At 72.2% G+C, this 13,231-nt stretch carries 17 protein-coding genes; 12 read left to right on the top strand and 5 right to left on the bottom strand.

All coding sequences use genetic code 11. The features are described 5' to 3' along the window. Positions 1-41: 41 nt before the first annotated feature. The 11 genes from def (at position 42) to ABD810_RS24565 (ending at position 7,023) form a co-directional block, all read left to right on the top strand. Entirely contained in the window at positions 42-521 is a 480-nt protein-coding gene (def, locus tag ABD810_RS24515; RefSeq protein WP_344944851.1) for a peptide deformylase, read from the top strand. A 203-nt stretch (positions 522-724) separates the two neighbouring features. Then, a complete protein-coding gene (locus ABD810_RS24520) occupies positions 725-1,456 on the top strand; it encodes a hypothetical protein (protein ID WP_344944853.1) in 732 nt (243 codons plus the stop codon). 5 nt (positions 1,457-1,461) lie between these two features. Continuing rightward, a complete protein-coding gene (locus ABD810_RS24525) occupies positions 1,462-2,796 on the top strand; it encodes an SRPBCC family protein (RefSeq protein WP_344944856.1) in 1,335 nt (444 codons plus the stop codon). A 251-nt stretch (positions 2,797-3,047) separates the two neighbouring features. Beyond that, the gene (gene gvpJ, locus ABD810_RS24530; protein ID WP_344944859.1) at positions 3,048-3,458 is read left to right on the top strand and encodes a gas vesicle protein GvpJ; all 411 of its coding nucleotides are present in this window, start codon (positions 3,048-3,050) and stop codon (positions 3,456-3,458) included. Between the two features lies 1 nt (position 3,459). After that, the gene (locus ABD810_RS24535; RefSeq protein ID WP_344944862.1) at positions 3,460-4,473 is read left to right on the top strand and encodes a GvpL/GvpF family gas vesicle protein; all 1,014 of its coding nucleotides are present in this window, start codon (positions 3,460-3,462) and stop codon (positions 4,471-4,473) included. Between the two features lie 11 nt (positions 4,474-4,484). Continuing rightward, positions 4,485-4,706 carry a gas vesicle protein GvpG gene (locus ABD810_RS24540; RefSeq protein ID WP_344944865.1) on the top strand — a complete coding sequence of 74 codons (222 nt, stop codon included), beginning with the start codon at positions 4,485-4,487 and terminating at the stop codon, positions 4,704-4,706. Between the two features lie 48 nt (positions 4,707-4,754). After that, positions 4,755-5,189 carry a gas vesicle protein GvpO gene (gvpO, locus tag ABD810_RS24545; RefSeq protein WP_344944869.1) on the top strand — a complete coding sequence of 145 codons (435 nt, stop codon included), beginning with the start codon at positions 4,755-4,757 and terminating at the stop codon, positions 5,187-5,189. A gap of 1 nt (position 5,190) precedes the next feature. Continuing rightward, positions 5,191-5,637 carry a gas vesicle protein gene (locus ABD810_RS24550; RefSeq protein ID WP_344944872.1) on the top strand — a complete coding sequence of 149 codons (447 nt, stop codon included), beginning with the start codon at positions 5,191-5,193 and terminating at the stop codon, positions 5,635-5,637. After that, positions 5,630-6,436: a GvpL/GvpF family gas vesicle protein gene (locus tag ABD810_RS24555; RefSeq protein ID WP_344944876.1), complete on the top strand. Its 807-nt coding sequence runs from the start codon at positions 5,630-5,632 to the stop codon at positions 6,434-6,436. Before ABD810_RS24550 ends, ABD810_RS24555 begins: the two co-directional genes overlap by 8 nt. Beyond that, positions 6,426-6,671, top strand: coding sequence for a gas vesicle protein (locus ABD810_RS24560; protein WP_344944879.1), 246 nt, complete (start codon positions 6,426-6,428; stop codon positions 6,669-6,671). The genes ABD810_RS24555 and ABD810_RS24560 overlap by 11 nt, the downstream gene beginning before the upstream one ends. After that, positions 6,652-7,023, top strand: coding sequence for a gas vesicle protein K (locus ABD810_RS24565; protein WP_344944884.1), 372 nt, complete (start codon positions 6,652-6,654; stop codon positions 7,021-7,023). Before ABD810_RS24560 ends, ABD810_RS24565 begins: the two co-directional genes overlap by 20 nt. A 25-nt stretch (positions 7,024-7,048) precedes the next feature. On the opposite strand, the gene mshC is transcribed toward ABD810_RS24565, so the two are convergent. After that, positions 7,049-8,272 (bottom strand): cysteine--1-D-myo-inosityl 2-amino-2-deoxy-alpha-D-glucopyranoside ligase, encoded by a 1,224-nt coding sequence (gene mshC / locus ABD810_RS24570; RefSeq protein ID WP_344944887.1) that lies wholly within the window; start codon positions 8,270-8,272, stop codon positions 7,049-7,051. 182 nt (positions 8,273-8,454) lie between these two features. Here mshC and ABD810_RS24575 point away from each other — a divergent pair, with 182 nt between their 5' ends. Further along, positions 8,455-10,308: a serine/threonine protein kinase gene (locus tag ABD810_RS24575; RefSeq protein ID WP_344944890.1), complete on the top strand. Its 1,854-nt coding sequence runs from the start codon at positions 8,455-8,457 to the stop codon at positions 10,306-10,308. 6 nt (positions 10,309-10,314) lie between these two features. Here ABD810_RS24575 and ABD810_RS24580 read toward each other — a convergent pair whose 3' ends face one another. The 4 genes from ABD810_RS24580 to ABD810_RS24595 form a co-directional block, all read right to left on the bottom strand. Beyond that, the gene (locus ABD810_RS24580) at positions 10,315-11,061 is read right to left on the bottom strand and encodes an NRDE family protein (RefSeq protein WP_344944893.1); all 747 of its coding nucleotides are present in this window, start codon (positions 11,059-11,061) and stop codon (positions 10,315-10,317) included. A 116-nt stretch (positions 11,062-11,177) separates the two neighbouring features. Further along, entirely contained in the window at positions 11,178-11,942 is a 765-nt protein-coding gene (locus tag ABD810_RS24585; protein WP_344944897.1) for an SCO1664 family protein, read from the bottom strand. Beyond that, on the bottom strand, positions 11,939-12,508 hold the full coding sequence (locus ABD810_RS24590; RefSeq protein ID WP_344944900.1) for a DUF3090 domain-containing protein: 570 nt from the start codon (positions 12,506-12,508) through the stop codon (positions 11,939-11,941). The genes ABD810_RS24585 and ABD810_RS24590 overlap by 4 nt, the downstream gene beginning before the upstream one ends. Before the next feature lie 9 nt (positions 12,509-12,517). Beyond that, positions 12,518-13,231 carry a histidine phosphatase family protein gene (locus ABD810_RS24595; protein ID WP_344944903.1) on the bottom strand — a complete coding sequence of 238 codons (714 nt, stop codon included), beginning with the start codon at positions 13,229-13,231 and terminating at the stop codon, positions 12,518-12,520.

A 13,231-nucleotide genomic window follows, 5' to 3' on the forward strand; every position in this document is an offset into this window, starting at 1 on the left:
AGAACCTTCCACCGGAGCCGTCGTCACCCCCGGGAGCGGGCATGACCAGCGTCCAGCCGATCAGGCTCTTCTCCGATCCCGTTCTCCGCACGGTGGCGGAGCCGGTCCAGGCCTTCGACCGCCCCCTGCGCGAGCTGGTCCGGTCGCTGCAGCTCACCACCCGTGCCGGTTCCGGCCGTGCCGGGCTCGCCGCACCGCAGATCGGCGTGCCGCTGCGCGTCCTGGTCTTCGAGGTGGAGGGCAGGTCGGGGCACCTGGTGAACCCTCGGCTGGAGCGTTCCGAGCGCATGATCGTCGCCGACGAGGCGTGCCTGTCGGCGCCCGGCATCTGGTGGCCTCTGGAGCGTTCCTACTCGGTGGTCGCCCGCGGACGTGACATGCACGGCAAGCCGCTCACCGTGCGCGCGCTCGGGATGCTCGCCAGGGTGCTCCAGCACGAAGTGGACCACCTCGACGGCGTGCTGTTCAGCGACCACCTCCCCGAGGACGAGCGGGAGCGTTTCCTGTCCGCCTTGGCATAGGACCCGGCGCGGGACTCTCCCCTTCAGGACACGACGCCGGCCTTGTGAACGCGCATGTCCTCCTTCGGCGCGCGGCGGGCACGGTCGCAAGCACACCGTGATGCTTCCGTGTGCGATGTCCATTTTTTCCGGAAACGAGCGTTCTGTGCTGATTTGACCGGGTAGGCCCCGGATCGATTAGGAGGCCGGCGAAGGAGGCAATCGTGACAGGCGGACTGAAGGTAGCCGTAGCCGTCGCCATCGGCTACTTGCTTGGCCGGCATCGCCGGTTCAAGCTGGCGGTCGCGCTGGCGGTGGCCGGAGCCACGGGCCGGCTCGGCGGAGCCCAGGGGAACCTGCTGGAGCAGGGGATGAAGCTGGTCAGTTCCTCTCCGGAGCTGGAGAAGATCGTGAGCAGCGTCCGGGGCGAGCTGTTCCAGGCGGGCAAGGCCGCGGCGAAGGCCGCGACGAGCAGGCAGGTCACCTCGCTCAGCACCAAACTCCAGGAACGGGCCGAGGCCCTGCAGCACGCGGCCAACGTCGCCGCGGGCATGGAAGAGGCGGCGACCGGGGCAGCCGAGGGGGTGACCGGCGCCGCCGAAGGCGCGACCAAGACGGCGAGGGGCAGAGTCGGCGGCCTGCGGGACAGGGCGACCGGTGGGGTGCGGGCCGCTAGGGCCCGGATACGCCGGCCCGCCGAGGAGGAAGCGGAAGAGGAAGAGCCGTACGAGGACGAGTACGACGAGTTCGAAGACGAGGAAGAGTACGAGGAGGAGCCCCCCTCGCGACGTGGGCCCGCCGAGCCGGAGGGCCGTGGGCGGCCGTCCGGACGAGGTGTGCGGGAACCCTTGGACGACGAGGACGAGGACGAGGACGAGGGTCCTGGGCCGCGCGGACGTGTGGTGCGTGACGAGCCGCCCCGGCGTTCCCGTCCCATACGCCGGACGCGGGGGTGACCTTCATGGCGGACCACGACAAAGGCAATGCGCCCTCAGGGCTGACCAACCCGATAAGGCAGCAGGTACGCGGTCTGGCCGGCATCGCGGGCAAGCTTGCGCTGTCCGCGGTGCGGCGCAAGGTCGAGCAGACCACCAAGCAGCTGACCAACGTCGCCGAGGGCGGCGGGCTTCGCACGCTCGGCCAGATCGCCGGAACGGAGGGCGGCACGGGCCGGTTCAAGGGCCTTGCGAAGCTGGCGTGGGGCGGGTTGAAGAAGAAGCTCGGATTCGGTGGTGGCGCCGGCAAGAAGAAGCTCAAGCTGACCAACATCGTCGAGTCGCTGGACTTCGGAGCCCCGGTCCGCCTCGTCTACAACGTGTGGACGCAGTTCGAGGACTGGCCGACCTTCACCAAGAAGATCGAGAAAGTGGTCCAGGAGAGCGACGAGAAGCTGACGTGGCAGGTGAAGATCTTCATCCCGCGCCGGACCTGGGAATCGACGATCATGGAGCAGGTGCCGGACGAGAAGATCATCTGGCGCTCCAAGGCCGCTAAGGGATACGTCGACGGGTCGGTCACCTTCCACGCGGTCACCGACGACATGACGCGGGTCCTGATGGTCCTGGAGTACCACCCCAAGGGCCTCGTCGAGCACATCGGGAACCTGTGGCGGGCGCAGGGACGGCGCGCGCGCCTGGAGTTCAAGCACATCCGGCGCCACATCATGACGCAGGTACTGCTGCGCCCCGAGGACGTCCAGGGCTGGCGCGGCGTGATCCACGAAGGCGAGGTCGTCAAGGACCATGAGACCGCCCTTCGCGAGGAAGAGGAGCGGGAGGAACGCGAGGAACGCGAGCGGGAGGAACGCGAGCGCCGCGAAGGGCCCGAGCCCGAGGAAGGCGAGTACGAAGAGGAAGAGCCCGAGGAGGGCGGGGAGGAACCCGAAGAAGCGGAAGAGGGCGAAGAGGCCGAGCGGGGCGAAGGCGCGGAGGCCGGGCCGGAGCCCGAGGAAGAGGGCGGCGAAGAGGGCGGCGAGGAGCCCCGGGCACGGCGGCGCCGTCCCTGGCCAAGGCGCGGGGAGCGCCCGGAGAGACCCCGGCCGGGCGAGCGGCCGGAGGAGGGTCCGCAGGCGCGCCGGCGCCCGTCCGAGAGCGAGGAGACGCCGGCACGGCGAGGGGCAGGAGACGGCGAGCCCGAAGGTCCGCCCCTGCGGCGGCGCAGGCGGGAGGGCGGCGAGCCCGAGGAACCGCCCCGGCGGCGCAGGCGGGAGACCGGCGAGCGCGAGGAGCCACCCCGGCGGCGCCGGCCCGAGCCCACCGGGCGGGAGGAGCCCGCTCCACGCCGGACACGGCCCTAGCCCGAGCCAAGAGCAGCCCGCTCCGCGCCGGACGCTCCAGCCCCGGACCGTGAGGAGCCCGCTCCGCGCCGGACGCCCTGGCCCGGACCAAGAGCCCGCTTCGCACCGGGCGCCCTGGCCCGGGCCAAGAGCCCGCCCCGCGCCGGACGCCCTGGCCCGAGCCATGAGGCAGGGCCGGGTGGCGCGACCCGCCGACCGAATCACCCAACAGATCCAGAGACCCACAGACCCACAGACAAGGAGTACGCCGTATGACCATCGTGCAGCCCTCAGGGGGCGGGGCGGCCGCCCGGCCGTCCTCGTCGGGCGGTGGACTGGCCGACGTCATCGACACGATCCTCGACAAAGGCCTGGTCATCGACGCCTACGTCAGCGTCGCGCTCGTAGGGATCGAGCTGCTGACCATCAACGCCCGAATCGTGGTCGCCAGCGTGGACACCTACCTGCGTTTCGCTCAGGCGGTGAACCGGCTCGACCTCGCCGAAGGCCAGAAGGGGCTTCCCGAGCTGATGCAGGACATGACCCAGGGCGTGGCCAAGTCCAAGACCAAGGGCATCGCGCAGGGAGCGCTGGAGGCCGCGGGCGACAAGCTCCGCGAATTCATCAGCGAGCCCGCCGAGGAGCCGGCGCCGCGTCGCAGGCGCATGCGAGAGGAGGACTGACATGGCCCGCACCACCCCAAGCCCCACGGCACCCGGGTCCGAGCAGGACACCCGTGAGGCCTCCGCCCGTCAGGACGTGCGCAAGGACTCCGGCCGTCAGGAGGTGCGCGAGGACTCCGGCCGTCAGGAGGTGCGCGAGGACTCCGGCCGTCAGGACGTGCGCGAGGGCTCCGGCCGGCCCACGCCCGAAGCCACCGGCACCCCGCAGACCGGCGAGGCCGGCGCCCAGGCGACCGGCGAGGCCGGCGGCGTCTCAGAGGCCCCCTCCGAGAGGGCGACCGCGTCGTACATCTACGGGGTCATCCCCGGCGACGTCGAGCTGACCCCGGAGACCCGTGGGGTAAGCGATCCTCCAGGCGAGATCAGGCTGGTGCGGTACGAGGACATCGCCGCGGTCGTCAGCGATCTCCACCTGAGCCGTCCGCTCGGCAGGCCCCAGGACCTGATGGCCCACCAGCAGCTGCTGGACGACGTGGCCGCCGAGGTGCCCGTGCTGCCGCTGCGGTTCGGGGCCGTCATGGAAAGCCCGGAGGCGATCGTCCGGGAGCTGCTCGCGCCCCATCACGACGAGTTCCGCGCCGCGCTGGAGGATCTCGAAGGGCGCGCCCAGTACGTCGTCAAGGCACGCTACGAGGAGGGCGCGGTGCTCCGGGAGGTGCTGCGGGAGCAGCCGGAGGCCGCACGCCTGCGCGAGCAGATCCGCGGCCTGCCCGAGGACGCGACCTGGGACGCCCGGATCCAGCTGGGAGAGATCATCAACCAGTCGATCGAGGCCAAGCGGGACGCCGACACCCAGACGCTGGCGGAAGGGCTGGCTCCCCACGCGATCGCGATCGCCATCCGCGAGCCGACCCACGAGGTGGACGCCGCGCATCTGGCCGTCCTGGTGGAGAACGAGCGGCAGGACGACTTCGAGCGGGCGCTGGACGAGTTCGGCCGCAGATGGGCCGACCGCGTCACGCTGCGCCTGCTCGGCCCCCAGGCACCGTACGACTTCGTCACGACACAGACGTAGAGGTCATCGACATGGGTTTGCTGACCGCGCTCGTCGGCTGGCCGCTCGCGCCGGTCCGGCTGCTGATCCGGCTCGGCGAGCTGATCGAGCAGCAGGTGGATCAAGAGTTCCATGATCCGGCGGTCGTGCGGCGCCGGCTGGAGGAGGTGGAGGAGGCGAGGGCCGCCGGACTGATCTCCGAGGAGGATGCGGCCCTCGCCACGGAGGAGATCCTCCAGCGGATGATCGCCTAGCGGCGCGCCACCTCCCGCGCCCGGGAGACGGCGAAAGGAAGTGATGTCGTGCCTGCGAGTCGCAGAGACCGTGGCGAACGTGTCGCCGGCTACCGTCCCGGCGACTACGAGTACGACCGGACCGGCGACGACGACGACGCCATGGAAGACGAGCCGCTGGACGAGGACGAGGAGCTGGAGCGGCCGCCGGGGCGCCGCGCGGCCAGGGAGAGATCACGCCTGACGGCGTCCACCGCCGGCCGCGCCGGGCTGCGGTACATCACCGAGCTGACCGGCAAGGATGTCGAGGGCGTCACGCTGGTGCAGCCGGCCGGCGACGGGTGGACCGTCGAGGTCGAGGTCGTCGAGGACCACCGCGTCCCCTCCTCTGGCGACACTCTGGCGATCTACGCGGTCGACCTGGACTCCGAGGGCGACCTGGTGTCGTACCGCAGGGTCCGCAGCTTCAAGCGCGCCAAGGGTGACACCGGCGGGGTGTGCTGAGATGTCCGATCCCACGCGCCCGGGACGCGTGATGCCCCAGTCCTACGGCCCGAAGGCGCCTGTGGCACGCGACTCCGGTGGCAACCTCGGCGACATCCTGGAGCGCGTGCTCGACAGAGGCGTCGTGATCGTGGGCGACATCCGCGTGAACCTCCTGGACATCGAGCTGCTCACGATCAAGCTGCGGCTGCTGATCGCCTCGGTCGACACCGCGCGGGAGCTCGGCATCGACTGGTGGGAGCACGACCCGTGGCTCAGTTCCAAGGACCGGGACCTGATCGAGGAGAACCGCCGGCTGCGCCGCCGCCTGGCCGCCGTGGAGGAGGAAGAGGAACTGGAGCCGGAGGAGGAGCCGGCGCCCCGGCCCATCGAACGGCCGCGAGGGACCGAGACCTACGAACGCGGCGCCGCGTACCGGACCGCCGACCGAAGGGACCGCGGTGGCTGACTCAGGGACGTATCTGTACGCGGTCACCCGCGAGGAGGACCGGGCGGATCCGGCCGTCCTGGAAGGCGTGACGGGCGTGGCGGGAGCGGCCGTTCGCACGGTCGCGCACGCCGGGCTGGTCGCCTACGTGAGCACCGTGCCGCTGGAGCAGTTCGGGGAGGAGCCGCTGCGGCGCTCGCTGGAGGATCTGGACTGGGTCGGGGAGACGGCCCGCGCGCACCACGGCGTCGTGGAGGCCGTGGCGGAGTCGTCCTCGACCGCCCCGGTACGGCTGGTGACCGTGTACGGCGGCGAGGACCAGGTGCGCGACATGCTGGCCCGGCGGCACGAGGAGTTCTCCGAGGTCCTGTCGCAGGTGGCGGGACGGCGCGAGTGGGGTGTGAAGGCGTACGCCGAACGGGCCGCCGAACCGCCCCCGGACCAGGGGGCCGACGAGCCCGCCTCCTCCAGCCCGGGCACCGACTACCTCAAACGCCGCAAGGCACGCCTGCGCAGCCGGGACGACGCCTGGCGCGAGGCGGCCGGGCGTGCCGAGGACATCCACGCCACCCTCGTGGCCGTCGCGGTCGCGAGCAGGCGCCACCGGCCCCAGGATCCGCGGCTGTCCGGCCGTGACGAGGTGATGCTGCTGAACGGTGCCTACCTCGTCGACGACGACCGCCGCGCGGAGTTCGCCGCCACGTTGGACGAGCTCCGCGGGCCCGGGGTCCAGATCGAGCTCACCGGCCCGTGGGCGCCGTACTCCTTCACCCAGCTGGGGCCGGACCCCTCCGCCGCGGAGGCCCGCGGTGACACGTGAGATGGCGCCGCGCGGCGCCGAACTGGCGGCCGAGGGACGGCTGCCCGCCGAGCGGGTCGCCCTGGTCGACCTTCTCGACCGGTTGCTGTCGGGCGGCGTCGTGATCACCGGGGACCTGGTGTTGTCCATCGCCGACATCGATCTCGTCCGCATATCCCTGCGCGCGCTGATCATGTCGGTCCGGGCGTCCGAACCACTCGAAACGGGAGTAAGGCATGAGCAGTCCCCGCTCTGAGCCGGCCACACGGTCCGGCCCCGCACCGGAGAGGGGGCGCCGCGCCCCGGGGCCCGGCGCGGCGCAGTCCCGATCGGGCCGCTGGCATCTCGAGACCGATCCCGAGACGGTCGAGCGTGACCTCACCCGCCTGGTCCTCACCCTGGTGGAGCTGGTCCGCCAGCTCGTGGAGCGCCAGTGCGTGCACCGGATGGACCAGGGCGACCTCTCCGACGCCCAGGTCGAGACGCTCGGCCTGACGTTGATGCGCCTCGAGGAGGCGATGACGGAGCTGTGCGAGCGCTTCGATCTGTCCCCGTCGGACCTGAACCTCGACCTCGGGCCGCTGGGCACGCTGCTGCCGACCGACTGAGCATCGGGGCGCGTCCCCCCCGTCCTTACAGCGCGATCCCGAGAAGGGCGTCGGCGGCCGCGCGGACCAGCGCGGGAGCGCCGGGGTCGGGGCCTTCCCCGGCGTCCGCGCGGGCCGCCCAGGCGTCGACGGCCGCGAGGGCTCCGGGCGTGTCCAGGTCGTCGGCCATGCGCTCTCTGATCTCTCGCAGCACGGCCTGCCCGTCGGGGCCCCCGGGCAGCTCGACGGCCGAGCGCCAGCGCGCCAGGCGGTCGGCGGCGGCGCCGATCTGGTCGCCGGTCCACTCCCAGTCGGCCCGGTAGTGGTGGGCCAGCAGGGCCAGCCGCACCGCCATGGGATCGTGCTCGGCGCGAAGCCGGGAGACGAACACCAGGTTGCCCCGGGACTTCGACATCTTCTCCCCGTCGAGCGCGACCATGCCGGCGTGCACGTAGGCCTTGGCGAAGGGCCACTCCCCCGTCGCGATGTGTCCCTCGCTGGCGCCCATCTCGTGGTGGGGGAAGATCAGGTCGGAGCCGCCGCCCGACACGTCGAACCCGCTGCCGAGGCGGCTCAGCGCGATCGCGGTGCACTCGACGTGCCAGCCGGGCCGGCCGGGGCCGAAGGACGAGGGCCAGGACGGCTCACCCGGGCGCTCGGCCCGCCACAGCAGCCAGTCGAGCGGGTTCCGCTTCCCGGTGCGCCCGGGGTCGCCGCCGCGCTCGGCGAACAGCTCCAGCATCCGATCTTCGGAGTATCCAGAGACGGCCCCGAACTTCGGGGCGGCGGCCACCGAGAAGTAGACGTCGCTGTCGACCTCGTAGGTGGCGCCCTTGTCCTTCAGCCGCTCGATCAGCTCGGCGACCTGGCCGACGACCTCGGTCACGCCGACGTAGTCGGTCGGAGGCAGGACGCGCAGGGCCTCCATGTCGGTGCGGTAAAGCTCGATCTCCTTCTCGGCCAGGTCGCGCCAGTCGACGCCGATCTGCAGCGCGCGCTCCAGCAGGGGATCGTCGACGTCGGTGGCGTTCTGCGTGAAGTGGACCTGGTGTCCGGCGTCCCGCCACACACGGTTCGCCGAGTCGAACGCCAGGTAGGTGTTGGCATGCCCGAGATGGGTCGCGTCGTACGGCGTGATGCCGCAGACGTACATCCGTGCCTTGGGCCCCGGGGATGTCTCCCTGGTCTCCCCTGCCGAGGTGTCGTGCAGCCGGAGAGGAAGGCCGGCGCCGGGGAGAGGGCGAATCTTCGGAGCGGACCACGATCGCATGCCCTGAGCCTATCCAGGAGGTGGAGTGGCTGGATCACCCCGGGGTGTCCGTTTTGGGGCGGGAGGGTTCATCGTGCCCAATGACACAAAACCCTACTTAGTCACGTTCCAACGTGACAGAATCTTGCCGCCGTGGCTGCGGGGGTCGGCACGAAGCGTCTCATACCAAGGGAGAGCAAGATTTGCCGGCTTTCAGGCCCCTCGGGCCCTCCGATCCCTCCAAAATCGCCTCCTACCGGGTGACTGGACGGATCGGTGAAGGCGGCCAGGGAGTCGTGTACGCCGCCGAGACCGGGTCGGGCGAGCCCGTGGCGGTGAAGCTGCTGCACCGGCGGTTCTCCGACGACGAGCGGGTGCGGCGCGACTTCGGCACCGAGCTACGGCAGGCGCAGCGGGTGACCGACCCGCGGATCGCCCGGATCCTGGCCTACGGCCTCCACGACCGCCGCCTCTACTACGCCAGCGAGTACGTCGACGGGCCCTCCCTGTGGGACGTCGTGGAGAAGCAGGGCCCCCGCCCGGCGAACGAGCTCACCGAGCTGGCGATCGCGACGCTGACGGCCCTGGCGGCCGTCCACGAGGCGGGCACGGCGCACGGCGACTTCAGGCCCGGGTGCGTGCTGCTCGGCCCCGGCGGTCCCCGGGTGATCGACTTCGGCGTCGGGCGCGCCCTGGAGGGCCCGCTGACGACAGGCCGGCTCGTCGGCACGTCGCCGTTCACCGCGCCCGAGCACCTGGCGGGGACGCTCCCCGGCCCGGAGAGCGACATGTTCGCCTGGGCCGGCACCATCGTCTACGCCGCCACCGGCCGCGCGCCGTTCGGCCAGGACTCGGTACCCGCGGTGATCAACCGTATCCTGAACGGCGTGCCCGACCTGTCCGCGCTGGCCGGAGGGCTGCGCGACGCCGTCGACGCCTGCCTGGACAAGGTCCCCGCGCGGCGGCCCTCGGCACGCGAGCTGCTGACCCGCCTCGAAGGGCTCTCCCTCGGGTACGCCCCCCTGCTGCCCCCCGCCATCCGCCCTGCCGCCCCCGAGGGGCGCCCCAAGTACACGGCCAGGTGGCCGGCGCCGCCCCCCTCGTACGAGGGGCCCATCCCGCTGAGCGCGCGCCCGCTGTGGCCGCGGTCCGGGCAGACCCCCCTGCCGGGCAGAGCGCTCCCACCGGCGGCGCCACCGGAGACGGCGGGGCGACCGGGCGCGGCGGCGCGAACGGACACCGGCCTGGACCCGGCCGTACCACCGGATGCCCGAAGCTCCGCGTCGCGATCGGAGGGCGGCGCGGGGACGCCTCCGTTCGCCGCCGGCCATGGAGCGGCGTTCCAGAGCCGGCCGGGAACCGTGTCGTTCACGGCCGGGCCGGGGCCGGCGCCGTTCCAGGCCCGGCCGCGTACGGAGCCGTCCGAGACGGGACGAGCCGCGCCGCTACGGCCCGACGAGGAGTACGCCGCCGGACCGGACCGGCAGGCCGGCTCCCGCCACCGGCGCCGGCACCGGCGCGACCGCGCCATCGCCGCCGCGGCCGGGCTGCTGCTGACCGTCCTCGCGGTCGTCTTCATCTCCTCGTCCGAAGGCCGCCCCCAGAGGCAGGTCCCCGGCGCCATCCCGGTCCCCACACTCGACCTCACCGCTCCGCCGACCACGGAACCGCCCGTCGTGCCGACCTCAGAGGAGCCGACGCCCATCCCCTCCCCCTCGAAGTCCCAAGCGACCTCCAACGCCGCGCCGAGCTGGAAGGGGACCACCACCCGTGTGGCCAGGCCGTTGCTGGAGGTGACGCCCAGCAGGGTGCGCGTCCGATCCGACTACATCATCTCCGTGAACATCAAGCTCAAGGCCCCGGGCGCGGCCATACGCTGGCGCGCCTCCATCAGCGAGGGCGGCCTGCTCAGCTCGACGAGGGGCGAGATCTCCGCGGGGAGCTCGGCCACCATCACCGCGTACGGCACGCCGTACTGCAGCACCTCCAAGATCCGGTTCACCTCGAACGGCGGCGACCGGACCGTGAGGATCACCTGGGGCGGGGTGCTCTGCTGACCTGGGTCAGCGGGTGCCCGGCGCGGGGAGGACGCCGTACCAGGAGGCCGGGTCGGCCGGGCGCGGGCAGAAGTCGTAGCGCAGGGCGCCGGCGCCCAGCGCGACCAGTGTGATCGAGGAGGTGCCCCACACGCGCCCGTCGGGCAGCTGCTCGCGGACCACCAGCGCCCTCGGATCGGAGACGGGAAGGCGCGCTCCGGACGCGAGCCCGCGCCACGCCTGCCATGATCGGTCACCGGTGTCGCTCGCCGAGGGTCGCGGCGCCGCGGCGAAGCGCGGCCGGAAGAAAGCGACCCGGGCGTTGGCCTCACCCCGCTCCCACCCGCTGTTGACCACGACGTGCACGCCGGCCGGGAGCTTGTCCTCACTCACTCGCGAGCCGTCCCAGCTCCACAGCCGCACGCCGCCGATGTCGGCGACCAGCAGGTGAAAGGGGTCATAACAGGACAGATCCCCGTCTGGGAGCCCTCCCGATGCCGCGGCCCGCAGCGGCAGGTCGCCCCGCGACCTGCGGATGGACGCCTCGGCCAGCACACCGCGCCCGTTCAGCAACGCGGCCACCCGGGATCCGTCCGGGTCGACGGCCAGCCAGGTGCCGCCCGCCATGAGGTCGCGCCCGCCCACCAGGCGGGGGAACTCCGGCCAGTGCGCCCCCGGGGGCCGCCATGGCCGTTCCGCGAACTCGTCGCGCACCCCGGCCAGGACCACCGGCGTCTCCGCGCCCGGGTCGATGCCGACGACAACCGTGCACATGCCCGTTCCCTCCATGTCGGTAGAGATGGACAGCTCTTCCGCAGGGTACGCCCCGGCGCGGCCGGCGAGAACGGCCCCCTGACCGGCAGACGGCGGGCGGTGCGCTCAGCGGCCGGTCAGATCGGGGGCCAGGGGATCGCCGGCCAGTCATCGGAGGGATAGGGATGGATGCCGGTGCTGAGCAGGCGGCGGACGCGCTCCCACGTCGCCTCCACCTCCGCAAGCGTGAGCAGCTCGCGCAGCCGCCGCCCCAGCCGGCCGCGCTCGATGTCACGCTCGAGCCGGGCCAGGACGTTCACGGCCTCGCGCGGGAGCGGCTTGCCGCGCCACTGCCACAGCACGGTGCGCAGCTTGTCCTCGGCGGAGAAGCAGACCCCGTGGTCCACGCCGTAGATGTGCCCGTCGGGCAGGGGCAGCAGGTGGCCGCCCTTGCGGTCGGCGTTGTTGACCACGGCGTCGAAGATGGCCATGCGGCGCAGCAACGGGTCGCGGCTGCGGATCAGCGCCATCAGGTCGGCCTCGGGGTCGGTGTCGATCCACAGCTGGCACATGCCGGGACCGAACGGGCCGTCGCGGTAGACGCTGGGCGGCACGATGCGCCAGCCGGTGGCGGCCGAGACCTCGAAGGCGGCGACCTCGCGCGCGGCGAGCGTGCCGTCCGGGAAGTCCCACAGCGGCCGCTCGCCCCTGACGGGCTTGTAGACACACTCGGCGACGATCCCGTCGAGGCGGATGGAACAGTAGAGCGTCATGTTGGTCGCCTCGACCAGACGGCCGGCGACCTCGATGGTGCCCTCGCGCAGCAGGCGCAGGGCGGTGACGTCGTCGAGTCCTGACGTACCGGGGATGCTGCTGAGCCGGGGGTCGCTCTCTGCGCTCACGTACGGTCCCCCCGGTGGCCGTTCAGGCGGACGCAGATGTGGCCCTCCGCGTCGAGTGGCTGTCCGCACAGCGGGCACGGCGGCCGTCCGGCCGCGACGAGCTCAAGAGCCCGCTGGGTGAACGCGCGGGCCGCCGCGGCGGTGATGTGCACCCGCAGGACGGCGGAGTCCGGCCGGTCGGTGTCGTCGACGACCAGCTCCTCCACCTCGGTCTCCTCGTCGGTGACCTCCTGCGCCTCGATGACCACGGTCGAGGTGTCGGGATCCCAGGCGAGGGCCATGGTGCCGACGCGGAAGTCCTCCTCGAGGGGAAGGTCGAGGGGTGCCTTGTCGGCAAGCTCGACCGGCGCCATCGCCGGCACAGGGGCGGTGCCTCCGCTTCGGCGCAGCACCTCGTCGAGCAGCTCGTCGAGCCGATCGGCCAGGACCGCGACCTGGAACTTCTCCAAGCCGACCGTCGTCATGCGCCCCTGACCACGGGCTTGCAGAAAGAAGGCGCGTGATCCCGGTTGCCCCACGGCACCGGCCACGAACCTGTCTGGCGGATCGTAGTCGAAGACCGGCATAGCCCGACCTTACGTGGTCCCGGCTCCGCCGCCGACAGCGGCGTCGCTCTCGGTGAATCTTTCTCCCCCGTCTTGCTGCTCCGAACCCTCAGGTTGCGGGGGTGGGGGTAGAAGATTCTCCACCCCGCCACCTACGTCGTTGACCCTGAGTACGAACGGGCGCAGCGGGGTGTAGCGGATCACCGTGAGGGAGGCGGGATCGGCGGTGATGCGCTGGAACTGGTCGAGGTGGACGCCGAGCGCGTCGGCCACGATCGCCTTGATCACGTCTCCGTGGCTGCATGCCAGGTAGATCGCGTCGTCGCCGAGCTTGGCGTTCCAGTGGCGCACGGCCGCGACCGCGCGGCGCTGCACGCCCGCCAGCGACTCACCCCCGGGGAAGACCACCGCGCTCGGATGCTGCTGCACCACCCGCCACAGCGGCTCCTCGGCGAGCTCGGTGAGCGGACGCCCGGTCCAGTCGCCGTATCCGCACTCGCCCAGCCGCTCGTCGCTCTCGATCTTGATGCCTTCGCGTCCCTGGAGCACCGCCTGGGCGGTCTCCAGGCATCGCTCGAGAGGGCTGGACACGATGGCGTCGAGGCGCAAGGCCGCCAGGCGGGCCCCGAGGGCCTCGGCCTGGGCGCGGCCGCGCTCGCTGAGATGGACCCCGGGGGTCCAGCCGGCGAGCACGGGCCCGGTCAGGTCGGTCAGACCGTGGCGCGCCAGAAGCAAAGTGGTCAC

The sequence above is a fragment of the Sphaerisporangium flaviroseum genome (genome assembly GCF_039537005.1).
Classification (GTDB): Bacteria; Actinomycetota; Actinomycetes; order Streptosporangiales; family Streptosporangiaceae; genus Sphaerisporangium; species Sphaerisporangium flaviroseum.